Source organism: Streptomyces sp. NRRL F-5727 (assembly GCF_000719555.1).
Taxonomy (GTDB): domain Bacteria; phylum Actinomycetota; class Actinomycetes; order Streptomycetales; family Streptomycetaceae; genus Streptomyces.
Genome location: NZ_JOGX01000040.1, coordinates 1 through 26,280, shown reverse-complemented (window position 1 = coordinate 26,280; position 26,280 = coordinate 1). Strand labels below are relative to the sequence as shown.

Annotated in this window: 29 protein-coding genes and 2 pseudogenes; 16 read left to right on the top strand and 15 right to left on the bottom strand. The window is 71.6% G+C overall.

Translation table 11 applies throughout. The features are described from left to right. Positions 1-858 precede the first annotated feature (858 nt). Complete coding sequence (locus tag IF73_RS42615; protein ID WP_267883593.1) at positions 859-981, top strand: hypothetical protein; 123 nt, start codon at positions 859-861, stop codon at positions 979-981. A gap of 38 nt (positions 982-1,019) precedes the next feature. On the opposite strand, the gene IF73_RS0124705 is transcribed toward IF73_RS42615, so the two are convergent. After that, a complete protein-coding gene (locus tag IF73_RS0124705) occupies positions 1,020-1,703 on the bottom strand; it encodes a hypothetical protein (RefSeq protein ID WP_158822134.1) in 684 nt (227 codons plus the stop codon). A 293-nt stretch (positions 1,704-1,996) separates the two neighbouring features. Here IF73_RS0124705 and IF73_RS0124700 point away from each other — a divergent pair, with 293 nt between their 5' ends. The 3 genes from IF73_RS0124700 (at position 1,997) to IF73_RS0124690 (ending at position 4,053) form a co-directional block, all read left to right on the top strand. Next, entirely contained in the window at positions 1,997-2,437 is a 441-nt protein-coding gene (locus IF73_RS0124700; protein ID WP_031011752.1) for a pyridoxamine 5'-phosphate oxidase family protein, read from the top strand. 345 nt (positions 2,438-2,782) lie between these two features. After that, complete coding sequence (locus tag IF73_RS0124695; RefSeq protein ID WP_031011751.1) at positions 2,783-3,403, top strand: hypothetical protein; 621 nt, start codon at positions 2,783-2,785, stop codon at positions 3,401-3,403. Then, positions 3,400-4,053: a hypothetical protein gene (locus IF73_RS0124690; RefSeq protein WP_031011750.1), complete on the top strand. Its 654-nt coding sequence runs from the start codon at positions 3,400-3,402 to the stop codon at positions 4,051-4,053. The genes IF73_RS0124695 and IF73_RS0124690 overlap by 4 nt, the downstream gene beginning before the upstream one ends. A gap of 150 nt (positions 4,054-4,203) precedes the next feature. Here IF73_RS0124690 and IF73_RS0124685 read toward each other — a convergent pair whose 3' ends face one another. Further along, positions 4,204-4,737, bottom strand: coding sequence for a hypothetical protein (locus IF73_RS0124685; protein WP_031011749.1), 534 nt, complete (start codon positions 4,735-4,737; stop codon positions 4,204-4,206). A gap of 324 nt (positions 4,738-5,061) precedes the next feature. Here IF73_RS0124685 and IF73_RS39765 point away from each other — a divergent pair. The 9 genes and pseudogenes from IF73_RS39765 to IF73_RS0124640 all read left to right on the top strand — a co-directional run. Further along, positions 5,062-5,511: pseudogene (locus IF73_RS39765) on the top strand (GGDEF domain-containing protein); the annotation flags it as partial. Positions 5,512-5,545: 34 nt separating this feature from the next. Further along, entirely contained in the window at positions 5,546-5,956 is a 411-nt protein-coding gene (locus IF73_RS0124675; protein WP_031011747.1) for a hypothetical protein, read from the top strand. 26 nt (positions 5,957-5,982) lie between these two features. After that, on the top strand, positions 5,983-6,219 hold the full coding sequence (locus tag IF73_RS0124670) for a hypothetical protein (protein ID WP_031011746.1): 237 nt from the start codon (positions 5,983-5,985) through the stop codon (positions 6,217-6,219). Between the two features lie 318 nt (positions 6,220-6,537). Further along, a complete protein-coding gene (locus tag IF73_RS0124665; protein ID WP_031011745.1) occupies positions 6,538-6,885 on the top strand; it encodes a hypothetical protein in 348 nt (115 codons plus the stop codon). A gap of 484 nt (positions 6,886-7,369) precedes the next feature. After that, on the top strand, positions 7,370-8,608 hold the full coding sequence (locus IF73_RS0124660) for an IS110 family transposase (protein ID WP_031011744.1): 1,239 nt from the start codon (positions 7,370-7,372) through the stop codon (positions 8,606-8,608). A gap of 60 nt (positions 8,609-8,668) precedes the next feature. Further along, positions 8,669-9,436 (top strand): hypothetical protein, encoded by a 768-nt coding sequence (locus IF73_RS0124655; RefSeq protein ID WP_051717274.1) that lies wholly within the window; start codon positions 8,669-8,671, stop codon positions 9,434-9,436. 210 nt (positions 9,437-9,646) lie between these two features. After that, positions 9,647-10,250: pseudogene (locus tag IF73_RS38015) on the top strand (transposase). Between the two features lie 78 nt (positions 10,251-10,328). Continuing rightward, positions 10,329-11,117: an alpha/beta fold hydrolase gene (locus IF73_RS0124645; protein ID WP_031011742.1), complete on the top strand. Its 789-nt coding sequence runs from the start codon at positions 10,329-10,331 to the stop codon at positions 11,115-11,117. Positions 11,118-11,247: 130 nt separating this feature from the next. Beyond that, on the top strand, positions 11,248-11,865 hold the full coding sequence (locus IF73_RS0124640; protein WP_031011740.1) for a GNAT family N-acetyltransferase: 618 nt from the start codon (positions 11,248-11,250) through the stop codon (positions 11,863-11,865). 94 nt (positions 11,866-11,959) lie between these two features. On the opposite strand, the gene IF73_RS0124635 is transcribed toward IF73_RS0124640, so the two are convergent. From IF73_RS0124635 to IF73_RS0124625, 3 genes are read right to left on the bottom strand one after another with little or no spacing between them, the layout of a single operon-like run. Further along, the gene (locus tag IF73_RS0124635) at positions 11,960-12,208 is read right to left on the bottom strand and encodes a hypothetical protein (protein ID WP_158822132.1); all 249 of its coding nucleotides are present in this window, start codon (positions 12,206-12,208) and stop codon (positions 11,960-11,962) included. Beyond that, entirely contained in the window at positions 12,205-12,381 is a 177-nt protein-coding gene (locus tag IF73_RS41180; RefSeq protein ID WP_158822130.1) for a hypothetical protein, read from the bottom strand. Before IF73_RS41180 ends, IF73_RS0124635 begins: the two co-directional genes overlap by 4 nt. After that, on the bottom strand, positions 12,378-13,733 hold the full coding sequence (locus tag IF73_RS0124625) for a helix-turn-helix domain-containing protein (protein ID WP_031011737.1): 1,356 nt from the start codon (positions 13,731-13,733) through the stop codon (positions 12,378-12,380). Before IF73_RS0124625 ends, IF73_RS41180 begins: the two co-directional genes overlap by 4 nt. Before the next feature lie 176 nt (positions 13,734-13,909). On the opposite strand from IF73_RS0124625, the gene IF73_RS0124620 reads away from it, so the two are divergent. Continuing rightward, the gene (locus IF73_RS0124620; RefSeq protein WP_031011736.1) at positions 13,910-15,313 is read left to right on the top strand and encodes a M64 family metallopeptidase; all 1,404 of its coding nucleotides are present in this window, start codon (positions 13,910-13,912) and stop codon (positions 15,311-15,313) included. Here the strand turns inward: IF73_RS0124620 and IF73_RS0124615 are convergent. Further along, entirely contained in the window at positions 15,294-16,187 is an 894-nt protein-coding gene (locus tag IF73_RS0124615) for a LysR family transcriptional regulator (protein WP_037880357.1), read from the bottom strand. The two genes, IF73_RS0124620 and IF73_RS0124615, sit on opposite strands and share 20 nt — an antisense overlap. 92 nt (positions 16,188-16,279) lie before the next feature. On the opposite strand from IF73_RS0124615, the gene IF73_RS0124610 reads away from it, so the two are divergent. Further along, positions 16,280-17,017, top strand: coding sequence for an SDR family oxidoreductase (locus tag IF73_RS0124610; RefSeq protein WP_031011732.1), 738 nt, complete (start codon positions 16,280-16,282; stop codon positions 17,015-17,017). Between the two features lie 72 nt (positions 17,018-17,089). On the opposite strand, the gene IF73_RS0124605 is transcribed toward IF73_RS0124610, so the two are convergent. Further along, positions 17,090-17,776, bottom strand: coding sequence for a hypothetical protein (locus tag IF73_RS0124605; RefSeq protein ID WP_031011730.1), 687 nt, complete (start codon positions 17,774-17,776; stop codon positions 17,090-17,092). 137 nt (positions 17,777-17,913) lie between these two features. Then, positions 17,914-18,900 carry an NAD-dependent epimerase/dehydratase family protein gene (locus tag IF73_RS0124600; protein ID WP_031011729.1) on the bottom strand — a complete coding sequence of 329 codons (987 nt, stop codon included), beginning with the start codon at positions 18,898-18,900 and terminating at the stop codon, positions 17,914-17,916. A gap of 350 nt (positions 18,901-19,250) precedes the next feature. Here IF73_RS0124600 and IF73_RS0124595 point away from each other — a divergent pair, with 350 nt between their 5' ends. Further along, entirely contained in the window at positions 19,251-20,024 is a 774-nt protein-coding gene (locus IF73_RS0124595) for a class I SAM-dependent methyltransferase (RefSeq protein WP_031011728.1), read from the top strand. Positions 20,025-20,066: 42 nt separating this feature from the next. Here the strand turns inward: IF73_RS0124595 and IF73_RS0124590 are convergent, their stop codons facing one another. From IF73_RS0124590 to IF73_RS0124560, 7 genes are all read right to left on the bottom strand, one after another. Beyond that, entirely contained in the window at positions 20,067-21,449 is a 1,383-nt protein-coding gene (locus tag IF73_RS0124590; protein WP_051717270.1) for a YcaO-like family protein, read from the bottom strand. Beyond that, entirely contained in the window at positions 21,449-21,610 is a 162-nt protein-coding gene (locus IF73_RS41175; RefSeq protein WP_158822128.1) for a hypothetical protein, read from the bottom strand. Before IF73_RS41175 ends, IF73_RS0124590 begins: the two co-directional genes overlap by 1 nt. Further along, positions 21,607-22,911, bottom strand: a complete 1,305-nt coding sequence (locus IF73_RS0124580; RefSeq protein ID WP_051717268.1) for an MFS transporter — start codon at positions 22,909-22,911, stop codon at positions 21,607-21,609. Before IF73_RS0124580 ends, IF73_RS41175 begins: the two co-directional genes overlap by 4 nt. A gap of 228 nt (positions 22,912-23,139) precedes the next feature. Beyond that, positions 23,140-23,721 carry an NADPH-dependent FMN reductase gene (locus IF73_RS0124575; protein ID WP_031011721.1) on the bottom strand — a complete coding sequence of 194 codons (582 nt, stop codon included), beginning with the start codon at positions 23,719-23,721 and terminating at the stop codon, positions 23,140-23,142. Positions 23,722-23,729: 8 nt separating this feature from the next. Further along, positions 23,730-24,503 (bottom strand): cyclase family protein, encoded by a 774-nt coding sequence (locus IF73_RS0124570; RefSeq protein WP_031011719.1) that lies wholly within the window; start codon positions 24,501-24,503, stop codon positions 23,730-23,732. A 5-nt stretch (positions 24,504-24,508) separates the two neighbouring features. Next, positions 24,509-25,813 carry an FAD-dependent oxidoreductase gene (locus IF73_RS0124565; protein ID WP_051717266.1) on the bottom strand — a complete coding sequence of 435 codons (1,305 nt, stop codon included), beginning with the start codon at positions 25,811-25,813 and terminating at the stop codon, positions 24,509-24,511. Between the two features lie 13 nt (positions 25,814-25,826). Then, the coding region (locus tag IF73_RS0124560; protein ID WP_031011714.1) for an SDR family oxidoreductase at positions 25,827-26,280 on the bottom strand (454 nt) is incomplete at its 5' end.

Below are 26,280 nucleotides of genomic sequence, written 5' to 3'. Positions count from 1 at the left end.
AACACGGAGGCTGGAGACGGTGAGGATGCGTGCGTGCTGTTCATGTCGGCTCCTGATGGCCCACGACAGTCGGGGCCTGAAGGCGGAATTTCGACAGATCCGCGGACGGAATTTCCCTGGAAAGGGTTCCGCGGTGTGCGCAAATTCACCGTACAAGACCATTTTTCGGGGATCCAACAAGCAACTTCGACAGATCGTCGGATGGGACTTTCGACCCGTCGGGGAGGGTCTTCGGCCCGGCGTGAACCATGAACAGGACTCCCCGCCGCGGGACTTACTGGAGCCAGGGTCCCGCCGTCCCCCGCCGACCATCCACGGAACACAGCGCCTTTCGCTGGCGCTCGGCCTCGAAAATCCGGGATCTCCCTTTCTTCATTCGGGATGAAGGTCGACCGCGACCGGGAAAGAAGAGGGCGAAAGTCCCGGACGCAGGGGACCTCCGCAGTTGACCCGAAGCGCTTCATGTTCGCGCGCGTCGGTTGTGTGTGCGCGCCGAGGTCGCGGCCCCCTGCGACCGGCGACTCGGCACGTTGGGCGAGGACCCGTTCGGCGATCCCCGCCGCCCCTGCGATGGTCCAGATCGAGCTGGACCACCTGCCCCGAAACCCTCGTCGTCACAAGGCTGTTCACCTCGCCACACCGGCGAGACCCCCAGCTGCCCGTCGAACACGACCGTCGCGAACCTGACCACCGGCAGTATCCGGCGGCTCCACCACGGCGGCCAGGAGATCGCCCGGCCGACGGTGACCGGCGCCGACACGCCCTGGACTCACGCCGGCGTCGAGACACTCCCCAGAGCGGGCTGTCGGCGAGGAGGACTGGGAGCGGGCACCGACGCCTACTCCCCTCACATCCGCAATGGGCGCTCACGATGACGTTCCCGACGGCTGCCTCGTCGCGGAGTTCATGCGGCACCTCCGTGACGACGGCACCGCCGGCCGGCGCCGGCACGACGAGCCCTTCGACGCGGTGAACCCGTGACGCGCCGGCTTCGCTGCTTCGGGGTCGGCGAAGCCGCGCTAGAGGATCCGGCCCCACCAGGACCCGTGTGCGGAGGGCGCCGGGGCCTCCGTGGTGACGGGGGCGAGGCCGCTCTCGATCGGGGTGTCCCACTCGATCAGGGCGGCGGGGAACCAGGTGACCGGCTTGGTGTCTTCCCGAGAGTTCGCCCAGGCGGCGACTCGCACGGCGGCCTGCCGGTCGGGCAGCAGACCACGCTCATCGGTATCCACTCCGAGGTGGAGCCTGCCCTCCTCGTACAGGTCGTTGCAGAGCCAGGTATGGAGCAGGCCACAGTCGTAGCCGAGTACCTCCCAGCCGAGCTCGCGCCCGCCGTCGGCCACCTCCCGGGCAGCCTCGTCGGCGCCCTGACCGTCGAGGTGGGCCAGTAGCACCGGTTCGTCCGTCCCGGCCGCGCGGATGTCGGCGACGAATCCGCCGACATGCTCAGAGGGCACGAGCAGGGCGAACAGGCGCGCGTCCACGGGCAGCTGGAGAGGCAGGCAGGCCGCAAGCGCCTCCCGCGCCGTGCCGAACCAGCAGCCGTCGTCCGGAAACCGATCGGTCAGACAGTCGGACGCCGATGTCAGTTGTTCCGCAGAGGGGAGCCCCGAGAATCTGACCTGCTCGGGCGCCGCAACGAAGTAGCCGGCGAGCAGCGTCTCGCTGGGCACGTCACCACCGGAAGGAAGCCCCTCAATCATGCCCACACCGTATCTGACCTGCGATCTCAAGGTCGACGAGACCAATCCGAGTGGTCAGGCTCGGGCAAGGCTCCTGCCGAAGCGGAGAAGCGGCGGCCGAGCTGAACGCCACGTACAGAAGGTCGAGTCCCGGCACCACCTGACCACCCCTGACGACGGTCCTGCGACCCTCAATAGTCTGCAACAAAACTATCTGCTACGGTCTCCTTTGTTGCGGCAGTCGGCGGGATGCCGCACCCCGACTGCCCGCCCATCCAACCCGCCTCACCCGGACCACCGAAAGGCCGACCGCCATGAGCGAGCTGACCGCTACCGAGTCCACCGCCGGCACCACCCGGAACGACGGGCCGGCCCCCCGAGCGCTCACGCCCCAGGAGCTCTCCCGGCTGTTGAGCCAGCAGCAGTTCGGCGTACTCGCGAGTGTCAGGAGCACCGGCCACCCGCACCTGTCGACCGTCCTCTACGACTGGAACGCCGAGGAGCAGGTACTGCGGGTCTCCTCCACCGCCAACCGCCTCAAGGTCCGTCAGTTGCGCCGCGACCCGCATGCCTCACTGCACGTCAGCGGCCCGGACGTCTGGTCGTTCGCCGTGGCGGAGGGAGAGGTGGAGATAGTGGACCCGGCCGACGAGGCGACCCCTGGCACGCGGCCACTGCCTGACCGGCGCGTGACCATTCTGCTCCGGGTCTCTCGCCTCTACGGGACCGCCCTGGACGTCCCCGCCCAGGGCTGAGAAATCCGCCCCACCGACCTCAGGCACGCGCGGCGCGCCGAACGGCCCGTCTTGCGCGGTCTGGGCCGTGGGGCGGTCAACGGCCGCGACCAGGGAACGATTCGCCGATTCCACCGCCGCGACAACGTCGGCGGCCGCGGGCCATGCTCGGCATCGCCCGGATGCACAACCTCGCTCTCGCCGGATAGGCCAACGGGCTTCACCGTGATCAGCCATGCCCGAGATGACCCGAAGATCATTTACGGGACAGCCGACAGCCCTTAGCGGGCCCGCTCCGAGCCCGATGCCAGCTGAAAGCCCGTGGCGGTGTAGCAGTGGGTCCGGCATCATCCCCATGTGATTGTGATGCAACCCGTTCTGGAGATCTCCGCCGCCGCCGACTTCGCGCTCTGGCCGGTTAGCGAGCACGAGTCATATGGCTACCTCGTGCTGAACGGGGAGCTCACTCCGGCGGAGGTCGGCACGGCGGTTATGCAGATCGCTGCCTGCAACGACTTCGAGCCGGAGGAGGAGCACGGGCCGTGCCCGACCGACCCGCTCGGCACATTCCTGCACGGGCTGCTCACCATGCCTGATCTGTTCGCCGCCGGAGGGTTCCGGGTGACCGAGAATGCCACCGACACCGTCTTCGTCGATCCGGGCTGCTGCAACGGCCTAGAGACCTGGCGGGACTGGCTGGAGGTGCTCGACGGTACCGGCTGCTCCTACTTCGGCCACGATCCGTCGTCGGTGGCCGAACGCGTCGGCGACATTGTCCGGCTGACGTTCGACGCTTACGGGACGGACGACAGCCCGGTGATCGAGCTGTCGGTGGACCAGGCACGCAGGCTCGTCGCGGGCGCCCAGCAGGATTTGCAGGACTTCCTCGGTGTTGCCGGAATCTGGGCTCAACAACACCTGCCGGCACACGCCGGCGCTGTCACTGCCGCCCTGGCAGGGGCACTGGACCTGGCGCCCACACAATGACCAGCTTCCTGACCCACCGAGCGCACGTGCACGACGCCCGTCTCCCCCTCCGCCGCCGGCACAGCGCGCTGCGGACCTGCATCACCCTCTTTGCTCCGTACGGCTTCCGGGCGACGTACCACCACCTCACGCTCAGCGCCGCGATCCCCCGGCGTCTGGAGGCGGACCCGGACGCACTGGTGCGGGCGGTGGAGGAACTGCATGAGGCGCGGGTGCTGTGGCTCGCGCGAGCGGAGGAGTACGCCGCGCAACGCCGGGCGGAGAAGCGGGCGGGACGGCGGGCTGTAGTGAACCCGCGACCGTGGTGGCTGCGGAGCTGGTGGGAGGGCCCGAACCGCGCCTGGTACGAAGACCCGTTTCGCCATCCGTCGCTGCGGCTGCCTGAGTACGTCCGGCGACAGAACGCGATTCTGGACGGCGCCGACCTCCCCGGCTGCCCCGCCTGCGGGGACAAGGGACCGCTGGTGTCGAACTCGACCGGGCATGGCTGGGTGGAGCTGTGCCGTGGGTGCGCGTGGGTACTGGCGCCATGTCCGTGCGGGCAGCGGCACCGGTTCGTCCCGGAGACGCCGTTCAACTGGAAAGGGATCTGGCAGCGGGCGCACATGAGCGATGACGACATGTCGAACCCACATTGGCCTGTGGGCTAGCCGGTTGGATGCGGCACGGGGGCTTGAGTGTGGCTGATCAGCTGGGTGGCGCGCGCTCTTCAGATCGTTGCCCGCCGCGCAGGTGATCGTTGCCCGGCGCTCCTCGTAGCGAAGAGATGTCACGGGCGCTGCTGGGAGGTCGCTGGCTGGTCACCACACGTCGACGGACCAGACGTCGACGGACCAGACGTCGCCCCTCTGACGTCCGTCTGGATCTGGGGCGCCTGACCCGTACGGGTCAGGGTCAGCGACGACGTGGATGCGGGCGGCGGACGCGGATACGCGGTAGCAGTCCATGTCACTCGACGTGTTGTGCTTGTCGAGTTCGATCGTGTGGCCCAGGGCCAGGATGGCGGTCTGCAGTTCCTTGAAGGGGACTCTGGGTGCGAATTCCCCGTATTCCCGCGAGAGCGGGGACGGCACAGTGCTCGGGGAGTGGTCGTACAGCAGTCGTTGGATCTTCACGCCGAAGCCGAAGCACGACATCTGTCCTTGCCGCCCTGGCTGGTCCGGCGAGAAGTTGATTTCCACGAGCCCGTAGTCCCGCCGCAGTAGGCCACCACCGGGAACATCGAGGCACGTCACCCCCAGGGCGGCTTCCCAGGCTTCCGGGTCGGCACCGAGTCCAACTCCCAGGACCTCACCGCAAACGGCCACGTGAGCGTAGAAGTCCAACGCGGACACCCGCCAACTCCCTCAACTATCCGGACAGGGCACCACTTGCTGATCTCCGCACAGGACAGGCGGACCAGCGCCCAGTATTCGGTGATCGTACAGAGCAGCTTGTCAGGGCGGTCGCCGGGTGAGTCGTAGCCGTGGTCGAAGTCTCAGGCGGGATGTGTCTTTCAGGTCAGCCGCGGTCTTCCCACTCCTCCTCATTGAACCGGGCTTCTCTCACCATGTCCCGTCAGCTAAGCCGGAACCCGCGCGTGGGACCGCCGCAACCATCAGCTGGCAGGCAGGTCCCGGCTTACCGACGTTCAGGATTCCGGGAACCCGCGCGCTTCCGACGCCGACCACTTCAACGCAATCAACGACCAGTTCGGGCATGCGGCCGGCGACGCCGTCCTCGCCGCGTTCGGCGCTCGCCTCACCGCCTGGGCCGGGCCGTCCGCGGCCGTCGGGCGGCTCGGCGGCGACGAGTTCGCGCTCGCCCTGGACCTCCCCGCCGCTCGCCGCGTCCAGCGCCTGGAGCAGCTGGTGCGGATGCTGCACACCCCGGTCGTCCTGGACGACGGCCGCACCGTCGACGTCGGCGCCTCGGTCGGCGCCGCGACCCCGGCCGCCGTCGGCAGCCGGGACCTGCCCGCGCTTCACCGGGCCGCCGATGCCGCCCCGTACGACGGCAAGCACACCGGCCGCCCGGTCCTCGCCACCGCCGAGCATGCCACGGTCCCCTCCCTCAACGGCCGCCGCCTCGGACGGCCCGGTACGGCCACGTGGGGACGGGCGGCATGAGCGACCCGCCCTCCTCACCGACCCGGGTACCTGGGTGCGGGCTATCACAATCCGCCAGCCCTGGGCCACCCGCATCCTCGCCGGGAAGACCCCGGAGAACCGGCCCGCCCACTGGCCGTGGCGCGGCTGGGTCCTCATCCACGCCGGGAAGGCGAAGCCGGACCCCGCCCTGCTGCGCGACCCGCTGGTGGCGACCGCGATCCGAGGCCGGGAGTTGCACCGCGGCGCGGTCATCGGCGTCGCCCGGCTCACCGCCTGCCACCTCGCCCAGGGTCCGGAGCACTGCACCAGGCCATGGGCGCACCGCGACGCGTACCACCTGGTCCTCGACGACGTCCGCGAGCTGCCCCTCCAGGTGCCCGCCACGGGCGCGCTCCCCGCGTGGAGACCGGCGCCCGAACTCGTCGCCCAGGTCCTCCAGCAGCTGCCCGGCCTGCAGCCGTGACCGCCCGGCGCCGCCACCCCCGCGCGGTGCCCACACCGCCGGAGCAGCCCGCGGTGCCCTTCCCGCTCCTCAAAAAATGGCGCGACGGCCGGCACTTCGGCCAGCCCGCCCCGTACGTGTTGTGCGGCACCACCACCCCGCTGAGGTCCCACGCCAAAGAGCCCGTCCACAAGGTCTGCGCGGAGCTCTGGAACACGGCACACCCCGGCGAGAACCGGTTCGTCTCCGACCCGCCCAAGAGCGGCGCGACGACCGACGCCTGACTCTCACCTCCCCGACACCGCCACCTTCGACCCGATCGTCCCCACCGACGTCGACTCCGTCGAAGAAGAAATCCACGACACGGTCGTCACCTGCACCAGCGGTGACCCGAGGATTGTCCACGAACTGCTGAACCGGATCCAGCCCGGCGACCTGCTGCGCGCGACCGGCACCCTGGTCCGTCCGCTGGCGCCCGGCGAACCCGCCTTGCTCATCGTCGACGCCCTAAGGGCTGTCCCGCAAACGCTGGACGGGTTGCGCCCAGGTGAGCCCCGGATACCCGCGAGCCTCCAACAGGGCACCTGTGGCAGCCTGCCGACATGCCATGGGAACTCAAAGAGCACGCAGGTCGCCACTACGCCGTCCTGTTCCACTACGCCTTGCCTGACGACGCCTGGGCTGTGGAACTGAGCGAAGCCAAGCCGGCGTCGGCAGAGGGCGACGCCGAGAGCCCCGCCGTCGCGGTGACCCACTTGCCTGGCGCTGCCTTCCTGGTGACACATGTCCCGGACGAGGACCCGAATCTGCAACCGACCGTCCGCGTCTGGAGCCCTGACGAGCGCGTCGTCCCCTACGAGGTCATGCGCTGGTACATGGAGCAGGTGGCCGACCAGGTAGAACGCTGTCGCATTGCGTTCGAGCAGGGAGAACCTGAAGCAGTGGAATGATCACGCAGTGACTGGTGTGATCACAGCGTCGGAGCCTTCCTAATTCCCTGGTAACGGGCCGTGGGACGGGGCTGGCCACCAGTCCGTTCGAGCGCCGGGGACCGATGCCCTTCGCTCATCCCGGCCTTCCACAGTGCAGGTGGTGGCAGCTTCGCGGGCACCGAACGTACGCCTGGAGCCGTCTGGGCACTCGATCCCTTTATCCAGAGCGGCGGCGCTCGGTGTCTTCGAGGCCGCCACCGTCAGCACTGGCCGCTTGATCACTCGTTGGTGTTGGTGGTGCGAGCCCGCCGCACGGTGACCTCCTGATACTCCAGAGCCGTCAGAGCTCCCGAGGAGACCGGGGCCCGTGGGGTGCGCTGGCGCCACGAACGGCTAGTGAGGTGGCGGACCGACCGGGTGGTCGAGTCCTGGAATTAGGTCGCTGCGTGGCCCGCATGCGCTCGCAACCAGCGCAAACACCGCATCTCTGGGGAGGAAAGAGTTGATCTACTGCGGAACCGACTGGGCCGAGAGGACACACGACGTTGCCTTGGTCGACGACACCGGCCAGCTACTTGCGAAGCGACACATCACCGACGACGCGGCCGGCTACAGGAGCCTGATAGACCTGCTCGCCGAGTACGGCGACACGGAGGACACCCCGATTCCGGTTGCGATCGAGACCTCCCGCGGTCTGCTGGTCGCGGTGCTGCGGGCAGGCAAGCGGAAGGTGTTCGCGATCAACCCGATGGCTGCCGCCCGCTACCGTGACCGGCACGCGGTCTCCCGCAAGAAGTCCGACCCCGGCGACGCCCTGGTCCTGTCGAACCTCCTGCGCACGGATATGCATGCCCACCGGCCGCTGCCGAACGACAGCGAGCTGGCCCGCGCCATCGCCGTACTGGCCCGCGCTCAGCAGGACGCGGTCTGGAACCGGCAGCAGGTTGCCAACCAGCTTCGCTCGCTGCTGCGCGAGTACTACCCCGCCGCTCTGGAGGCCTTCGCCAAGTGGGACAACGGCTTGTGCCGACCGGAGGCCCGCGAGCTGATGAAGCTCGCGCCGACACCGGCCAAGGCCGCGAGCCTGACTCGCACCCAGATCACGGCGGCTCTCAAGGGTGCGGGCCGCAAGCGCGGCATCGAGGCGGATGTCGAGCGGCTGCGCGAGGCATTCCGCACCGACTGGGCCCGTCAGCCCGAGCTTGTCGAGGATGCGCTCGGCAAGCAGACGCTCGCCCTGCTTGGACAGCTCACGGCCGCCTGCACCGCCGCCGCAGACCTCGCCCAGGCCGTCGAGGAGACGTTCCCGCAGCACCCGGACTCGGAAATCATCCTCAGCTTCCCCGGCCTCGGTATCCAGCTTGCCGCCCGGGTGCTGGCCGAAATCGGAGACGACCGCACCCGCTTCGCGGACGCCCGCGGCCTGAAGGCTTACGCGGGCGCCTCACCCGTTACCCGGGCCTCCGGCAAGAAGTCCAGCATCACCAGACGATGGGTGAAGAACAACCGGCTCAGCCACGCCGGCTACCTCTGGGCGTTCTCAGCGATCACCGCCTCGCCCGGTGCCAAAGCGCACTACCGGCGGCGACGTGACGACCACGGAGACTGGCACGCCGCTGGCCAGCGCAATCTGTTCAACCGGATGCTGGGCCAGCTCCACCACTGTCTCAAGAACCGCCGCCTGTTCGATGAGCACACCGCGTTCCCGGCGCCGCAGTCCTCAGCACTGGCAGTGGCGTAGGTGATCCCGCTCACGACTCACCGCCGCGGAGGTCGCTCCGCAGCGTGCTTGAATCACCGGATGATCGACTGGTCCACACTCCACGACGCCTACGGCCCGGCACACGCGATACCCGGGCTGCTGGACCGAGCCAGCGGTCGTGACCAAGAGGCCATCAACGGGCTTTGGGGGCGCTTGTGCCACCAGGGGACGATCACCCCGGCGAGCATCGCCGCACTGCCGCAGCTGGCGGACATCGCCAAGACCGAGAACGCCGCGGACTGGGCGCTCGATCTGGCCGGAGCCATAGCGAGTGGCCTCCTTCAACCTCACGGCGCCGACGAAGAAGTCGCCCGCTGTGCAGCTACCTTGGCCGAGCTTCGCGCCATGGCCGCCGCCCGGCTGCGGTCTGGCCTGGACGGGAAGGTCTACCTGAGCCGGCTGCGGGCCATGCTCGCGTTCGACGGCCAGCCCTTGTGGTTCGAGGCCCTGGACGACTTCACCGATTCCTTCGTCACTGTCGCCTGTCCGCACTGCGACGCACCGGTGACGATCGCGATCGGCGACTACGGATGCTACTCCTCAATCCGGGACTGGAATCTGGGGGATGTCCACCAGGTCCCGCTCAGGCCGGCCGTCCCGCACGAGCTGACCGGTACCGGGAGGATGTTGCACGAATCAGCCGTACGGGATGGCCAGCAACGGCTCGCCTGGGGCCTGACTCACCTGTTTGGCCAGGCGGAATGTCCAGGATGCGGGAGCGTCTTTGGCATCGCAGATGAGTACGCGGCTGCCAATGCACCCGCCCCATGGGACTTCGCCCGAGGCCACATCAAGGACGCTCTCTGATGACCACCGGCAGGGCCCTCGAAATCGAACGGTGAGCTCGTGCCCGCTGCCCGGCTTGACGGCTTGGCGCCGTGAGGTGTCTGGATAGCCCCGTTCTCCGGGCTGAGCCCGCGTGCCTTCGGGAAACTGGTGACGGTGTTGCGGCGCGAGGGTGCGGACACGGTTCGCAGGGGCCGGCCTTGGAGCCTTCCGCTGGAAGACAGGGCCCTGATGGTCGCAGCCTACTGGCGCACGAACCTGACCATGCGGCAGCTCGCGCCGCTGTTCGGAGTATTGAAGTCGGCGGCCGACCGGGTCATCGACCATCTCGGGCCGCTACTCGCGCTCCAGCCCTGCAAGCGGTTCGCGAAGGACGCTGTGCTCATCGTGGACGGCGCTCTGGTCCCCACCCGGGATCACGCCATCGCCGAGCGGTCGAAGAACTATCGGTACTCCACCAACCACCAGGTCGTCATCGACGCCGACACGCGCCGGGTCGTCGTAGTCGGTCGATCGCTCGCCGGGAACCGCAACGACTGCAAGGCATGGGAGGAATCCGGCGCCAAGGCCGCCGTCGGCAACACCCTCACGATCGCCGACGGCGGCTACCCCGGAACCGGACTCGTCATCCCCCACCGCCGGCGGCGCGGCCAGACCGCCCGACTGGAAAGAGGAGCACAACAAGTCCCACAAGCAGGTCCGAGCCCGCGTCGAGCACGTCTTCGCCCGCATGAAGACCTGGAGGATCCTCCGCGACTGCCGCCTGAAGGGCGACGGCGTCCACCAGGCCATGCTCGGCATCGCCCGGATGTACAACCTCGCTGTCGGCGGATAGACTAACGGGTTCCACCGGGATCAACCATGCCCGAGGCGACCCGAAGATCATTTACGGGACAGCTCTTAGCATGAGGTCGTGGCGACGGTGCAGGTCAACGGGGTAGAGGTCGCTTACGACCGCGTGGGCGAGGGACCGCCCGTGGTGTTCCTGCATGGCGCGGCGCAGGACTCCCGCGTCTGGCGGCCGCAACTCGACGCACTGGCAGAGTCGTTCACGGTCGTGGCCTGGGACGAGCCGGGAGCGGGCCGTTCTTCCGACGTACCGGAGTCCTTCGGCCTCGCGGACTACGCCCACTGTCTGGCCGCGGTCGTGGCGTCGCTGCGGCTCGGCCCGGCGCATGTCGCCGGTCTCTCCTGGGGTGGCACGCTGGCCCTCGAGTTCTATCGCCACCACGCGGACCTCGTGAGGACGCTGATCCTCGTCGACACCTACGCGGGCTGGAAGGGCTCCCTGCCGCCGGAGGAGGTGCGGGCCAGGGTCGAGGGCGCGCGCCGGATGCTGGCCGCGCCGCGCGAGGAGTTCGATCCGACCCTGCCCGGACTGTTCGCCGGCGAGCCGCCCGCCGCGTACGTACCGCTGTTGGACGCGATGGCGGCCGTCGTACGCCCGGAGAGCATGCGGACGCAGCTCTTCCTCATGGCCGAGACGGACCAGCGGGATCTCCTGCCCACCGTCTCGGTGCCCACCCTGCTGCTTTGGGGAGAGCAGGACGTGCGCTCGCCCCTGGTCGTCGCGCGACAGTTCCAGGACGCGATCCGGGACGCCGAGCTGGTCGTGATCCCCGGCGCGGGGCATGTCAGCCACCTGGAGCGGCCCGAGGAGTTCAACCGGGCCGTGCGCGGCTTCTGCCTCAGCCACTCCTGAGCGGGCGTCGCCGGACCCCACCGCATGGTGGACGGTGACGCGAAAGCGTCGACCTGCTCGGTAGCGGACCTGGACGTGGACGTGGACAAACATGCTGCGGGAGCGCTCCCATTCTGGAATCGTGGCGCGGATGACACGACCGTTCATCCGCCGCTACCGTCCTTCCGACCGCCCCGCCGTGGCCGGGATCTGCGTCAGAACGGCCCACGAGGGCGGTGACGCCTCCGGGCTCTACCCCGACCCCGAGTTGCTCCCCGTGATATTCGCCTACCCCTACGTCGAGCTGGAGCCGGACTTCGCGTTCGTCCTGGACGACGGGACGGGACAGGCCGTCGGCTACGTCCTCGGGGCGCCGGACACCGCCGCCTTCGCCGCCCGGTTCCGCCGGGAATGGCTGCCCCGGGTGACCCCTCGCTTCCCGCCGCCCGCCGGAGCGGCCGACACACCCGCCGACGGGATGGCGGCCCTCCTGCACACGCCGGAGCGCATGGTCCACGGGGAGCTGTCCGGCCATCCGGCACACCTGCACATCGACCTGCTGCCCTCCTGGCAGGGCCAGGGGTACGGGCGCTCGCTCATCCACACACTGCTCGCCGCGCTGCACGAGCACGGCGTGCCCGCCGTACACCTGTGCATGGTCCAGGCGAACACGTCGGCCCGCGCCTTCTACGACCGGCTGGGATTCACGCAGCTGAACGTGCCCGACCCCGGACCCGTCTGGTACCTGGGCCGCCCGACGGCCCGGTAGCCGAATGCCCGGCTCCGGCCGGCCGCCCTGACTGCCCTCCACGTCCTCCTGGTGACCCTGTCCCCCACCGCGCGCGCCATCGGAGTGACGGGATTCATGCAGGCGATCGTGCCGTACGCGGAAATCCCTTCGGGCCCGTGACCGCCGTGTCGCACACCGACAGACACGGGATGCCTGCCTGCTGCGCGGCCAGGGCGACGGGCGGCGGGCCGTCGAAGGCCAGCAGCACGAGGCTCCCGCTCACGCGGGCCGGGGCGTCGGCGGTCACCCGGGGCAGCCGCAGGTCGTAGCCGCGGTCGGGGCGGGCGTTGAGTTCGTCGGCTGCCAACCGCGCGGCGTTCATGCGGGGTCGTCGGCCGCCTCGACGAGCACCGCGACGGTACGTACCGGCAGCGGGGGCTTCATGGCGTCCGAGCGCAGCACGGCCCAGGCGCCCGCGCCGGCGGCCCCGGCGAGCAGCGGCGCGCCGCCGCCGAACGGGAAGCGACGGCGGGTCGAGGGCGAGGCTCGGTTCACGGGGTTTCGTCGTGGAGGGGTGGCGGGGCCGGGGCGGGGCCGAGGGTGGTGGTGCCGGCCGTGCGGTGTCCCAGGCCCGTGCGGTAGGCGTCGAGGGCCGCTTCGACCCGGCCGGTGCGGCGCAGCAGGTCGCCGAGGAGACGGCACAGGTCGGCGAGGTCCCCGGCGGCGCCCGCGCGTTCGAGGAGGCTCATCGCGCGGACGTAGTGCTCTTCGGCGGCCTCGGTGTCGCGAGTGTCCTCGGCGATGATGCCGAGCAGCCGGTGGGCGGCGGCGGCGTGGACGGCGCCGCGTTCCGGGGAGAGCCCTCCGAGTACCTCGCGCAGCAGTTCCGCGGCCTCCTGGGACTTGTCGCGCCGGTGGAGCACGTCGGCGAGCTCGACGGTGACCTGGCTGGTGTAGAGGGTGGCGCGGCGGGAGGTCAGCATGGCGCGGGCGGCGCGCAGTTCTTCCTCGGCGCGGGCGAGTTCGCCGTTCTGGGCGTACACGTAGCCGCGCATCCACCGGCAGTTGGCCAGTTCGGTACGGATCTCCAGCTGGCGGTACATCTCCGCGGCCTTGGCGAGCGAGGCGTCGGCTTCGGCGATCCGGCCCTCGGCGAGCAGGGTGCGGGCCACCGAGCGGTGCATGCGGGCGATCAGCGCCGGATCCCCGGCCTGTGGGGCGAGGGCGAGTGCCAGTTCGGCGGCCTGCGCGGCGCGGGCCTGTGCGCCCAGGTCCATGTAGGGGCCGATCGCGGCGGTGTAGAGCCGGAGCAGGGCGTCGGGGTCGTGCAGGCCGGTGCGGTTGAGTTCGTCGAGTGTGGTCTCCAGGAGGTAGACGGCGTACCGGAGTTCGCCGGCGAGGTAGTGGGCGACGGCGCGGCCCCGGCGGGCGGGGACGCGGGCGGGGAGTGAGGCGTCCGCGAGGGTCTGCTCGGCGGCCTCGAAGTGCTCGCGGGCGCCTTGGAGGTCGCCGGTCTCCAAGGCGCACTCGCCGAGGCCGAGCCGCGCGGTGGCCTGTTCCTGGACGAGGTGGTGTGCCTCGGCCTGCGCGAGGAGGCCGGTGAACCGGTCGGCGGCCTGTTCGGCCTCGCCGTCGGCGAGGGCGCGCTGGGCCTCGGTGAGCCCGAGGCGGAGGTCGGTGGCGAGGCGGGCGGGCTGTCCGGTGGCGAGTTGTTCGAAGGGGACGCCGAGCCGGTCGGCGAGGTGTCGCAGCGCCTCGTCGGAGGGGCGGACCCGACCGGCTTCCAGGGTGGAGACGTAGGCCGGTGTGTAGGCGGGTTCGGCGAGCTGACGCTGTGTCAGCCCGCGCTGTCGGCGCAGCTCCTGCACTCTGCGGCCGATGGTCTCGGGGTCGTCCCGTCTCGCCATGTGTCCCATCATGCCAGCGCCTCCGCTCGCGGCTCCGGGCGCTGCCGGCGGCCGTGGCCGCCCGCGCCGTGTCCGTACGTCCGTCTCTCGCCGGGGCCTTGTGCGTCCGGCCGCCGAACCCCTAGCTTAAGCGGCTACTTAAGCACGCTTAACTCGTCGCTTTAGAGAGGTTCACCGTGCCCAGACGCGGAAGCAGCCGTACCCGCTGGATCGCCTCCGTCGGCGCCGCCCTCACCACCGCGGCCCTGCTCGCCGGCGCGAGCGCGGCCGGAGCGGCCCCCGCTCCGGCCCCCTCCCCCGCCCCCCACCCCGCCACTTCCACCGCCGTTCCCGTCTCCGGACCCGTCCCCGGCCTCGCCGGCGTCTCCGGCGCGGCGGAGACCCACGAGGTCGAGTACTTCGGCGGCCCCGAGGGTCATCCCCGGCACCGGCACGTCCCGGCGCACGCCCCGGACAGGATCGCCCGTCACCAGACCTCCACCCCCGGTGCAGCCGTCGGCGCGACGGTCACGGCCGTCCAGGAGACCGGGCCCGTCACGGGCCGTCTCGACCTGGTGGTCATGGGCGACGGCTACACCGCCGCCCAGCAGGCCGACTTCCGCGCGGACGCGCAGGCGACGATCGACGCGGTCTTCGCCGTCGAGCCGTACGCCAGCTACCGGGGCCTGTTCAACATCTGGCTGGTGGACGCCGACTCCGCCGAGTCCGGCGTCTCCGGCGACCCGACGGCCGACGTCGTCAGGGACACGGCCCTCAGCTCCTACTTCTTCTGCGACGGCATGGAGCGGCTGCTCTGCGTCGACGAGTCCAAGGTCACCGCCCACGCCGGCCGGGCCCCGGCCTCCGACATCGTCTTCGTCATCGCCAACTCCGCCAAGTACGGCGGCGCGGGCTACAGCTTCTCCCGGCCGCCGGCCGGGGCGTCGTACCGCGGCATCGCGACCATGTCCTCCGACCACGCGCAGTCGTACCTCATCGGCGCCCACGAGCTCGGCCACTCCATAGGCGAGCTGGCCGACGAGTACCAGTACGCCGGCTACGGCGCCTACCCGTACAAGTCGTCCGCCAGCACCAACATCTCCACCGCCGCCGACCTCGGCACGAGCAAGTGGTACCGCTGGGTCGGCGAGCAGGACCCGACCGGCTCGCCGATCGGCACGTACGAGGGCGGCGACTACTACGAGACGGGCGTCTACCGCCCGACCGACACCTCCCTCATGCGGACCCTCGCCTCCACCGATTTCAACCACGTCGGCCGCGAGGCGATGATCAAGGGCTTCTACACCCACGCCGACGCCCTGACCTCGACCGTGCCGACGGGCCGGCGGGTCGGCCCGACCCAGCCGCTGACCGTGCGGCTCGCGCCGGTGACCGGCCTGGCGGGCCTGCACCTGACCTGGTACGTCGACGGCAGGCAGGTCACCTGGGCCACCGGCGACCTGTCGGTGACCCCCGCCGAACTCGGCGCCACCCGCAGCGGTCAGCGCGTCACCGCCACCGTCACCGACACCACCGCCGCCGTACGCGACCCCGCCGTCCGCGCGGCGAGCTCCAACTCCCTCACCTGGCGGCTGCTCTGACAGTGCGGGTGGCGGTGCGGACCAGGGCGGCCAGGGTGAGGGAGCGGCTGTGCGGGGGCCAGGCGATGTGGGTCACGACGGGGGGTGCGTCGGTCACGGGGACGGCCGTGTGCTCGGCCCACAGCCAGGAGCGGGCTGACGCGGGGACGACCGCCAGGGTGCGTCCGAGGGCGATCAGCTGGGCCAGTTGCGTCTGGTCGTGGATCTCGGGGCCCGGGCCGGGTGCGTAGGCGCCGCGGGTGGGCCAGCGGGCGAGCGGCAGGTCGGGGACGTCCCTGACCTCGGCCAGGGACAGGGTCGCGCGGGCGGCGAGGGGGTGCCCGGCAGGCAGGACGGCGACCTGCCCCTCGGTCGTCAGCGGCTCGCTGTCGAACCCGGCGAGGGAGTTCCACGGCGTGTACATGAGCGCGGCGTCGGCGCGTCCGTCGCGCAGCAGCTGTCCCTGCTCGCTGATGCCGCAGGGCAGTACCTCGATCTCGGCGCTGTCGGGCTCGGCCGCGTAGGCGTCGAGAAGCGTCCGCAGCAGTTCGTGGGAGGCGGCGGCCTTCACCGCGAGGACCAGCCGCTCGCGGGGGCCGCCGGGGCTGTCGGCGCCGCCGGCGCGCCGGGTGCGGCGCGCGGCGGCGGCGGTCGCGTCGAGGGCCGCCCGGCCCTCCCGCAGCAGCACCTCGTCGGCGGCGGTCAGGCGGACACCGCGGCGGTTGCGCTGCAGCAGGACGACCCCGAGGCGCCGTTCGAGCTGCTGGATCGCTCGCGACAGCGGCGGCTGGGCCATGCCGAGGCGCTCGGCGGCGCGCCCGAAGTGCAGTTCCTCGGCGACGGCCACGAAGTACCTGAGCTCGCGGGTCTCCAGGCGGGTCTCCAGGGTGTCCACGGCCGCAGCCTACGCGGTGATACCTGGCGGGTATGACAGGGCACCGGATCGGTGTTGGCCGCGCTGTTCGCCCGCGGGCCACCCTCATCGACATGAGCGAAACGAAGACCGCGCTGGTGACCGGCGCGAACAAGGGCATCGGGTATCAGATCGCGGCCGGGCTGGGCGGACTCGGGTACCGGGTGGGCGTGGGGGCCCGTGACGCCGTCCGGCGCGAGACCGCCGTCGGGAGGCTGCGCGGCGTCGGCGTGGACGCGTTCGGCGTGCCGCTGGACGTGACCGACGACCGGAGCGTCACCGGTGCCGCGGAACTGGTCGAACGGCTGGCCGGGCGCCTGGACGTCCTGGTCAACAACGCCGGGATCTCGGGCGAGATGGGCCCGGGGTGGGAGCAGGACCCGACCGCGCTCGACCTGGAGGTGCTTCGCAGGGTCGTGGACACCAACGTCATGGGTGTCGTACGGGTGACCAACGCGATGCTGCCGCTGTTGCGGCGCTCGGCCTCGCCACGCATCGTCAACGTGTCCAGCAGCGTCGGCTCCCTGGCCCGGCAGACGGACCCCCGCACCGGGATCGGCCCGGTCATGGCGGCCTACGCGCCGTCGAAGTCGTTCCTCAACGCCCTCACGGTCCAGTACGCCCGGCAGTTCGCCGGTACGAACATCCTGGTCAACGCAGCCTGCCCCGGCCTGGTCGCCACGGACTTCAACGGCTTCCACGGACCCCGCACCCCCGAGCAGGGCGCGGCCACACCGATCCGGCTCGCCACCCTGCCCGACGGCGGCCCGACCGGTTCGTTCTTCGAGGACGCCGGCGTCGTCCCCTGGTGACCGGTCCCGGGACGGCGGGACTCCCCCGCCGCCCCGCTGGGGGAGCGCGGAGGCGGCCATGGGTTCCCCGGGTCAGCGGTCCGGGTTGATGCCGTTCGAGACGGACGTGACGCGGGCGATCTGGACCTTCGCCGCGTACTCCACGTTGCCGAGCTCGGTGTCGCCGGCGTGCAGGTGGGCCACGACCGCGCCGATGCGCATGACGACCTCGAAGCTGTCGCCGTCCTGCATCGCCTGGGTCTCGTCCGCGCCGGCGTCGAGCGTCACCGGCTTCGCCGGCTCGTCGTGCTCCGCGCTCTCCTTGCGCTCGTGCTCCGCCAGGATCTTCATCGTCGAGGACGCCTCCTCCGCCGTGGCGAAGGTGAAGAGGGTGAACTCGACGCGCGCCTCGTCCGCGGAGCCGCGGGCCTCCATGTCCCTGTTCCCGATGGCCTGGATCCCGGCACACGGCGATGTCGTCAGCTCGGAGCAGCCCTTGACCGCGTCCTCGCCCTGGACCACGACGGGGTCGCCGCCGACCATGACGTCGCCGATGCTGCCGTCGGACGGGAGCGCGGCGTACAGGCCCGTCGTGTCCACCCAGACCGGCGGGAGGTTGGGTGTCACGCCCTCGCCGTCGGCCGGCGCCGACGACCCTCCGCCGGTCGTGGCCGGCGGCGTCGCCGCCGTGGCTTTCGCCGGGGTGCTCCCGTCCTTGCACCCGGTCAGGGCCAGCGCCATGACCGCCACGACCGCCGCCCCCCGTATGACTGCCTTCACGCGGACTCCTCCGATGCCCTGATCAGGCCCGCGGAAGAACGGACCATGATCGAATTCGATGACACGCACACCCAACCGCATCGGTTGCCGGCCGGCCAAATCCGTTACCTGCGCCGCCCGGTGGGGTCGGTGGCCGGTCAGCCGGCCGGGGGCGGGGTCCTGCGGAGCCAGGCGGCTGTCTGTCGCAGGCCCTGGTCGAGGTCGCGTGGTGCGAAGCTGATCGTCTCGTGGAGGCGGGAGAGGTCGAGGGTGCGGCTTCGGCGGCCCGCGGGCTTGTTCCTGTCGAGCCGTATGTCCTCCGGTCGGCCGAGTGCGGCGTACACCATGGACGCCAGCCGGCGCATGGTGACGACTTCGGGTGTTCCCATGTTGACGATGTGGTGGTCGTTCTTCTCGACCGTCTCCAGGACGCCGCGCACCAGGTCGGTGACGAAGATGTAGGTGCGTGTCTGCAGGCCGTCTCCCCACAGGGTGATCCCCTCGTCGGCCATGGCCTTGCGGAACATGATGGGGATGACCTTGTTGGTGTGCGGGCCGAAGTCGTCTCCCGGCCCGTAGACGCTGCTGGGCCGGGGCTGGAATATGCGCATCCCGTATTCGAGGCGGTAGGTCTCCGCCAGTGTCTCCTCGTACACCTTGGCCAGGTAGTAGCCATCCGGCGTGTAGGTGAAGGAGCCGTCGAAGTCGGTCTCCCGGAAAGGGCGGTCCACTTCTGTCCGGTAGACCTCGCCGGATCCCATCAGCACGGTGTCGGGGACGCCGTAGCGGCGTGCGCAGTGCAGTATGTGGGTGGTGATCCTGAGGTTCTCCTCGAATACCCGGGCCGGGTGGTCGTAGCGAAAGCCGGCGTTTCCCCACACCGCCGCGCAGTGGATGACCGCGTCCACGCCTCCGGGGGTGGTCTCGAAGGTGCCGCGCAGGGCGTTCTCGTCGAGGAGGTCCGCGGGCACCGTTCTGAGCCGTGTCTCGTCCGGGGTGGCGGCGGGGAGGCGGGGGGCGTCGCCGCGGACCGGGCAGACGACGTGTGCCCCTCGGCTCAGCAGTTCCGTGACGAAGTGGGTTCCGATGAATCCCGTCGCTCCCGTCACCACGACTGTTTTTCCGGCCCAGTACTGAGTCGACATCCGTCCGTGGCCTTCCCTCGGCGAGTTGAGTGGTAAAAGTCCTCCGGAGCGGAGGAATTCGTCAAGGCCGGGCCGACGTTCCTTCCATCGCGCCGGGAGTGTCTGTTCAGCCGGTTTCAAGGGGCGTCGCGCGTGCGGGTGTTCGCGCGTCGCGGGCTTGAGCACCGCTTGAGATCCGGATGAACGCCGACGGCTTCGGCTGGGTGCTTCGGGGGTCCGCCCGTACGCTTGCCGGGAGTCCTCCACCGGCCCCTCTATTCCCGTGCGCGGCAAGAAATGGAACCGGCCGGGCCGGCCCCGTCGCAAGGAATTCTCCCGCGCTCTCACCGAATGCCGAAAGGGAACCTCTCATGACCGCTGACAAGTTCACCGACCCGCGGTTCGTCCCGCACGAGTCGGCGCAGGAGCGGGACGTCCGCGAACGGCTGACCAAGCTCCTCGTCGAGACGCCCATGCCGCCCGAGTACCTCATCGACAACCTGCCGGTCTATCTGCGGCGCCACCAGCTCGCCGACCTGCTCAGCATGGACGCCCTGTACCGGATGCTGCCCGAGATACCCGGCACCGTCATGGAGTTCGGTGTGCTGCACGGCCGGCACCTCGCCGCGCTCACGGCGCTGCGCAGCATCTACGAGCCGTACAACTCCCTGCGCCGCATCGTCGGCTTCGACACCTTCACCGGCTTCCCGGACATCGCGGAGGTGGACCGGGTCAGCACCAGTGCGGTGGCCGGGCGTTTCGCGGTGCCCGACGGCGAGGTGGACCATCTGCGCGAGGTGCTCGCCGCCCACGAGGCGAGCGAGCCGTTCGGGCACACCCAGCGCACCTTCGTGGTGCAGGGCGACGTGCGGGAGACGGTTCCGAAGTACCTGGAGGAGAACCCGGAGACCGTGATCGCGCTCGCCTTCTTCGACCTGGACCTCTACCAGCCGACCAAGGAACTCCTGGAGTGCATCAAGCCGTACCTGACCAAGGGCAGCATCCTCGCCTTCGACGAGCTGGCCCACCCCAAGTGGCCCGGGGAGACCACCGCCCTGCGCGAGGTGCTGGGGCTGGACCACGCCCCCCTGCGCCAGCTGCCCGGTCGTGAGCCCCCGGTCATCTACATGAAGTGGGGCGAGTAGGCGCGGGCCGGGCGGGGAGGCGGCGAGAGCCGGCTCCCCGCCTCACGCGTGCGGGACGGGGAAGGAGTTGAGGTGTTCCTCCTCCAGCGCGTGGGTCCGCCACCCCAGCCGTACGGCCGTGTCCTGCATGCGGCGCACGCCGCGCGCGGGGTAGGCGGCGGGCGCCGCCTGGACGGTGCCGGGGACGATGACCCGGCAGGCGTGGAGACCGGCCCCGGCGGCTTCGGCGGTCGTCAGATCGACGGCGACCGCCTCGAAGCCCGCGGCCTCCACAGCGCGCAGGGCCGCCGGCAGGCCGCGGTCGTGCGGGCGCTCCTGCGGCCACCGGCCGGTCGGCAGATCCCATGCCCAGGGCGCGATCCGCGGCGCGGCCCGGGGATCCAGATGGAGCTGGAGGTGGCACAGCTGCTCGGTCATGCCGGCCACCTCGCCCGTGGAGGCCCGGTAGGAGTCGAGATAGCGACGGTCCGGTCGATGCGGCCTGAGGGCGGAGGCGCGCGTCGCCGTCCGGGGCGCGGTGCCGGGAGTGTCCAGGGTGCGGCAGGTGTGCTGGAGCGTGTACGCCTCGGCGAGCGCCTTGGCCGCCGCCTCCGGTGCGCTGTCGCGGGCGGCGAACCCGTAGGTCAGCCAGCCCTCGTCGCGGCTGCGGACGCCGGCGGCGACCACCGGGATCCCGAACTCGTTGTCGATGCCGACCAGCCGGATGTCGAACCCGCGCTGCCCTCCCCCGGTCAGCGCCCGCAGTTCGGGGGTGAGGGGCAGGGCGGGCAGCGGGTGGGCGTTGGCCCACCAGACGGCGGCGGCGTCCCGCTCGACGACCTCCCCCAGGGCTCCCAGCAGGGCCTGCTCGCGCGTGGCCGCGGCGGCTGTTCCACCCAGCGGCGGGAAGGCGTACAGGGGTTCCGCGCGTGCCGCCGGCATGCGGCGCCAGGCCGCGTACACCAGGAAGGCCGGTACGTGGACGGGTGCGTCGCGCGTGAGCGAGTGGGCTTCGACCCAGGCGGCGGGCGCGTCCCGGGTGAAGGGCGTGAAGGGGAACCCCGCGGTGGCGTACTGCCGGGGCGAGTACAGGGCCAGTGTCGCGGGGTCCAGGGGTGCGGCGCCGCGGCGGCGCAGTGTCTCGTAGCTGCCGTGCAGCAGGCGGCCCGGCTGGGGGGCGGCGTCACCGCAGGTGCGCTCCACCGCCTCGCCGACGGCGCGAAGGGTGGCGGCCTGTGCCGACTCCCACGAGGTGCCGAAGGTCTGGCGGTCGCTCTGCCAGGGGGGTCCTTCGGGCAGGTCGGCGACGGCCAGGTGCAGGGCGGCGGGGGTGCCGCCGAGGCCCCGGGCGACGCGGGTGCGGGTGACGAAACGGGACAGGGGGCCGGAGCCCGGCGCGGGCGGCTCGGTGCCGCCGCGGCCGGGCTTCGGGTCGGGCGAGCGCATCAGGCCGCGTGGGCCGGTACGCAGTTGGTGACCAGCAGGGCCGTCTCGTCGAGGCGGTGCGGGGCCGTCTCGTCGTCGAGACGGGCCGGTACGCAGTTGCTGACGGTCAGCGCCTCCGCGTCGAGCGGCTGGTTCTGCGTGGCGGCGGTCATCGGGTTCATGAGGGTCGTCCTTTCCGGTCGGGTTCCCGGCCGTTCGCGGCCGGGGCCACCGGGGGCGCGGACGCGCCCCCGGACCGTACGGCGGTCGCCGTACGGAAGTCTTCGCCGCCGACGGCGAGCAGCCAGCCGCAGCCGGCCACGGCGCCCAGGGCGGCGCACAGCGCCCACAGGGTGGGGGCGCCCCACTGGTCGAGGCACCAGCCGCCGGCGGCGGGGCCGAGGAACGCGGCCGCGGACCAGGCACCGCCGTAGGCGCCCAGGTAGCGGCCGCGCAGGGCCTCCGGGGCGCGCCCGGCGGTCACCGCGCTGCCGGCCGGGGCCTGGAGCATCTCGCCCAGCGTCCACAGCACGGTCAGGGCGGCGTAGGCGGCGAGGCCGTCGGCGAGGCCGGTGAGTCCGAGACCGGCCGCGACGAGCAGTCCTGCCGCGGCCAGCACTCCGCCCCGGGAGCGTCGCTCGACGAGCCGTGACAGCGGGATCTGGAGGGCGACGACCAGCAGCGCGTTGACGGCGTTGACCACGCTGAAGTCGGTCGGGGTGTGTCCTTGTCCGGCCATCACCACGGCCAGTGCGCCGGACCGCTGCTCGAGGACGATCGCGAACACGGCGGTCAGCAGGACGAACAGGACGAAGGGCCGGTCGCCGCGCACCGGCGCGGAGGCCGGCCCGTGCCCGGTGTGCCGGCGGGCGGCGGGCAGGGTCTCCGGCACCCTGGCCCAGACGATCAGGGCGCACAGTGCGGTGGCCGCGGCGTCGGCGAGGAACAGCAGGAGGTAGCCGTGGACGACCAGGAGGCCGGCCAGCACCGCCGAGACGGCCGTTCCGGCGTTCACCGCCCAGTAGTTCAGGGCGAAGGCCCGCTGCCGGTCCTCGGCCGGCAGGACGTCGGCCAGGACGGCGCCGGCCGCGGTGCGGGCCGCACCGGCTCCCAGACCGACGGCGGTGGCCGCCAGGGCGACGGTCGCGGCCTGCCCGGTGAGCCCGAGCGTCGCCATGCCGGCCGCGCCGAGGCAGTGGCCCGCGATGAGGACGCGGCGCCGGCCGGCCCGGTCGGCGAGGGCGCCTCCCAGGAGGTTGCCCGCGAACGCGCCCGCGCCGAGCAGGGAGACGACCAGCCCGGTGGAGGAGGCGGAGTAGCCGCGGTCCGTGGTGAGGGAGAAGGCGAGCATGGGGCCGGCGAAGGAGCCCATCCAGTTGACGACGAGTCCGGCCCAGATCCACCAGAAGACCGGGGGGAGCCCGCGCCAGGCGGCGGGCGGCGGGGGCTTGCGGCTGCCGGTCCGCGGTGGGGTGTGGCGCATGAGGGGGTCCTTCGACGGGTGGGGGCGCGTGCGGGGTGCGTGGGCCCGGCGCGGGCGGCGGGGCGGGCCCACGGCTCACTGTGGTGGACGGTGATCGAGACCGGCTCGAGGGCGCGGGGTGTGCGCCCGGAGCCGCTCGCCGGCCGGCCGGGCGGGCCGACGGGTGGGACGGTGGCGTCAGGCCGTGCGGGGGTGGAGGGGCGCCAGGCCGTGTCGGGCGGGTGGACGTCAGGCCGCGTAGGGGTGGGCGGTTCGGGCGGTGTGCAGGGCCCGCGCCCACCAGGCGAGCTGGTCCAGGAGCTGTTTGGCGGCGGTCTCGGCCGCGGGCGGGTTGAGGGGGCGTCCGTCGGTGTCGAACACCTCCCAGACGTTGTGGAAGCTGACCTGGTCGCGCACGGTGACCGCGTGCAGCTCCGCGAAGACCGGCCGGAGTTGCTCGACGGCGCGCAGGCCGCCCGACATGCCGCCGTAGGAGACGAAGCCGACCGGCTTGGCGTGCCACGGCGTGCGGAAGCGGTCGATCATGTCCTTGAGGGGAGCCGGGAAGCTGTGGTTGTACTCGGGGGTCACCACGGCGAAGGCGTCGGCCCGGGCGAGGCGGCCCGCGAGCGCTTCGACCTGGGGTCCCGGGTCGGCACCGAAGGCGGGCAGGGCGGGGGGCAGCTGGAGTTCGGCGAGGTCGATCACGTCGACGTCGAAGGCGGTGTGGTCGCGTACCCGGTCGGCGAACCAGCCGGCGACGGTCGGCCCGAAGCGGCCGGTGCGGGTGGAGCCGACGATCAGGGCGAGGCGCAGGGGTGGGGTCGTCATGGCCGCTGTCACTCCTCGACCAGGGCCACCGCGCGGGCCCAGCCCGCGCCGGAGCCGACCAGTTTCACGGGCAGGCAGGACACGGTGTAGCCGAAGTCTCCGGGCAGGGCGTCCAGGTTGTGCAGCCGCTCGATCTGGCAGTACTCGCGGCGCCGGCCGGCGAAGTGCGCGGGCCACAGGACGGCGGGGTCGCCGGTCTGCTGGTAGCGGCGGATCATGTCGCCGAACGGCGCGTCGAGGCTGAAGGCGTCGGTGCCGATGACCTTGACGCCGAGGTCGAGGAGGAAGTCGGTGGCCTGGCCGTCGAGGCCGGTGAAGTCGGTGAAGTACTTCGGCGTGCCCAGGTGGGCGTCGGCTCCGGTGTTGAGGAGCACGATGTCGTAGGGGTCGGGGGTGCGGCCGGCGCGTGCGATGGCCTTCTCGAGGACGTCGACGCCGACGGCTCCGACGGGCTGGTCGCGCAGGTCGAGGCGGATGGCGGGGCGGTGGAACCAGTCGAGCGGCATCTCGTGGATGTGGCGGGGGGTGCCGTAGTCGGCCGTCGAGCCGTAGTGCGAGGGGGCGTCGACGTGGGTGCCGGTGTGGCTGGTGAGGGTGAAGGTGTCCAGGGAGAGCAGTTCGCCCCCGGGCAGGACCGACGGGTCGAGGTCGAGGCCGAAGTGTTCCTTCATCTCCGCGCTCATGTGCCGGGCGCCTTCGGCGGGGGTGAGGATCTCGTGGATCACGGGATCGGGTTCCCACGCGGCGGCGTCCACGGGTGAGGAGAGGTCGATGATGCGCATGGGGGTCATCCCTTCGGGTGGGCCATGTCGGCGGCGTCGTGGGCGGGGGCGGTGGTGAACAGGTCGGTGCGGACGTCGACGGCAGGGTGTCCGTGGGCGACCCGGTGGGTGATCTTCACGCCGAGCGGGGTGCGGCGGATCACCCGGGCGGCGGTGGAGCGCAGCAGGTCGGCGACCGGCCCGCCGGCCCCGAACATTCCCTTGGCCTGGATCTCCTGCATCTTCGTGACGGCGTCCACGGCGGGCATGCGGGCGTCGGCGAAGGCTGCGAGGCGCCGGCTGGTGGTGTCGCCGTCGCGGAGGGCGTCGACGAGCACCGGGTGGAGGGCCGCGGCGTCCTGGAGGGCGAGGTTGATGCCCTGGGCGCCGAGCGGGCTGTGGGTGTGGGCGCTGTCGCCGATGAGGACGAGTCCGTCGCGGACCCAGTGGGGGGCCTTGCCGGCGAAGACGTCGAGGAGGGACAGATCGGACAGGGCGGTGACGGACTGGTCGATGAGGTCGGCGAACTGCGGGAGCGCGGCGATCAGCTCGCGCTTGACCGCGCCGATTCCCCGCTCGGCGATCCGCGGCCAGCTCTGGTGCGGCAGTGTCCAGCCGATCTGGAGTCGGTCGGGGTGGGAGTCGTGTACGAGGACGGGGCTGGCGCCGGTCCGGTGGATGCGCACGTGCCGGGTCTGCCGGCCGGGGGCGTCCACCTTGAACCAGAGCACGTCGTGCTGGAAGGTGTCGGTGCGGCCCGCCGCGATGCCGGCGAGCGTGCGGGTCTTGGAGAACCTGCCGTCGGCTCCGACGACCACGGGGGCGTGGACGGTGCGCTGCCCGCCCGGGCGGGCGGCGACGGCCCCGGTGATCCTGCCCGGGTGTCCGAGGAGGGACCTGATCCGGTGTCCGTCGAGGTAGTGGAAGCCGGGCAGCCGGTGGCAGACGTCGAGGAGCGCCTGGAGCAGGTGGCGCTGCGGCATCGCCAGGAGGTGGTCGAAGGGGGCGGGCAGCCGCCGGTAGTCGATGTCGAGGAGGGTGCGGTCGCGGTCGACGAGCTGGAAGCCGTCGAGTGCGCAGGCGCCTGCCGCGCGGGCCGCGTCCAGGACGCCGAGGGTGCTCAGGATGCGCTGTCCGCCGGGCTGGAGGATCTCTCCGCGGTACTCGCGCTCCAGGCGGGTGGACTTCTCCAGGACGGTGACGCGGATCCCCGAGCGCAGCAGCATCAGGGCGAGGGCGAGCCCCGCGGGCCCGCCGCCCACGACGAGGACGTCGGTGTGGAGTTCGTCGTCGTGGTGGGGCGTGGCGGTGGTCCGGGCGTCGGTCGTCATGTGCGTTCCCCTTTCAGCCCGCGAGCAGGCCGAGGCCGCCGTCGACGGTGAGGATCTGCCCTTGGAGCCATCCGGCTTCGTCGGCGCAGAGCAGGGACACGACGTCGGCGATGTCCTCGGGGGTGGTGAGCCGGCCGCCGGGTGTGCGGGCGGCGAGGGTCTTGGCCAGTTCGGCGGGCATGCTGCCGTCGCCCTTGTCCAGCTTGGCGGCGGAGACCGCGTTCACGGTGATGCCCTGGCCGGCGAGTTCGGCCGCGAGGTAGCGGACGAGGGCTTCCAGGGCCGCCTTGGCGATTCCGGCGCCCGCGTAGCGCGGGACGACCCGGCGTGCGCCCGTGCTGGTGACGGCGATGATCCGGCCGGGGCGGCCGGCCATGAGTCCGGCCAGGCGGGGTGCGGAGGCGAGCAGCGGGTGGACGGCGACGGCGAAGGAGCGGTCGGCGGTGGCGGTGGGGGTGGTGAGGGTG

What these genes read in the sequence shown, in the direction of transcription:
- IF73_RS0124665 (WP_031011745.1), top strand. Translation starts at nt 6,538, where the DNA reads ATGCCATGGGAACTCAAAGAGCACGCAGGTCGCCACTACGCCGTCCTG.
- IF73_RS0124610 (WP_031011732.1), top strand. Translation starts at nt 16,280, where the DNA reads ATGAGCGAAACGAAGACCGCGCTGGTGACCGGCGCGAACAAGGGCATC.
- IF73_RS0124635 (WP_158822132.1), bottom strand. Translation starts at nt 12,208, where the DNA reads ATGAACGCCGCGCGGTTGGCAGCCGACGAACTCAACGCCCGCCCCGAC.
- IF73_RS42615 (WP_267883593.1), top strand. Translation starts at nt 859, where the DNA reads ATGGGCGCTCACGATGACGTTCCCGACGGCTGCCTCGTCGCGGAGTTC.
- IF73_RS41175 (WP_158822128.1), bottom strand. Translation starts at nt 21,610, where the DNA reads ATGAACCCGATGACCGCCGCCACGCAGAACCAGCCGCTCGACGCGGAG.
- IF73_RS0124690 (WP_031011750.1), top strand. Translation starts at nt 3,400, where the DNA reads ATGACCAGCTTCCTGACCCACCGAGCGCACGTGCACGACGCCCGTCTC.
- IF73_RS0124655 (WP_051717274.1), top strand. Translation starts at nt 8,669, where the DNA reads ATGATCGACTGGTCCACACTCCACGACGCCTACGGCCCGGCACACGCG.
- IF73_RS0124575 (WP_031011721.1), bottom strand. Translation starts at nt 23,721, where the DNA reads ATGACGACCCCACCCCTGCGCCTCGCCCTGATCGTCGGCTCCACCCGC.
- IF73_RS0124625 (WP_031011737.1), bottom strand. Translation starts at nt 13,733, where the DNA reads ATGGCGAGACGGGACGACCCCGAGACCATCGGCCGCAGAGTGCAGGAG.
- IF73_RS0124595 (WP_031011728.1), top strand. Translation starts at nt 19,251, where the DNA reads ATGACCGCTGACAAGTTCACCGACCCGCGGTTCGTCCCGCACGAGTCG.
- IF73_RS0124695 (WP_031011751.1), top strand. Translation starts at nt 2,783, where the DNA reads ATGCAACCCGTTCTGGAGATCTCCGCCGCCGCCGACTTCGCGCTCTGG.
- IF73_RS0124570 (WP_031011719.1), bottom strand. Translation starts at nt 24,503, where the DNA reads ATGCGCATCATCGACCTCTCCTCACCCGTGGACGCCGCCGCGTGGGAA.
- IF73_RS0124600 (WP_031011729.1), bottom strand. Translation starts at nt 18,900, where the DNA reads ATGTCGACTCAGTACTGGGCCGGAAAAACAGTCGTGGTGACGGGAGCG.
- IF73_RS0124580 (WP_051717268.1), bottom strand. Translation starts at nt 22,911, where the DNA reads ATGCGCCACACCCCACCGCGGACCGGCAGCCGCAAGCCCCCGCCGCCC.
- IF73_RS0124590 (WP_051717270.1), bottom strand. Translation starts at nt 21,449, where the DNA reads ATGCGCTCGCCCGACCCGAAGCCCGGCCGCGGCGGCACCGAGCCGCCC.
- IF73_RS0124705 (WP_158822134.1), bottom strand. Translation starts at nt 1,703, where the DNA reads ATGATTGAGGGGCTTCCTTCCGGTGGTGACGTGCCCAGCGAGACGCTG.
- IF73_RS0124700 (WP_031011752.1), top strand. Translation starts at nt 1,997, where the DNA reads ATGAGCGAGCTGACCGCTACCGAGTCCACCGCCGGCACCACCCGGAAC.
- IF73_RS0124640 (WP_031011740.1), top strand. Translation starts at nt 11,248, where the DNA reads ATGACACGACCGTTCATCCGCCGCTACCGTCCTTCCGACCGCCCCGCC.
- IF73_RS0124565 (WP_051717266.1), bottom strand. Translation starts at nt 25,813, where the DNA reads ATGACGACCGACGCCCGGACCACCGCCACGCCCCACCACGACGACGAA.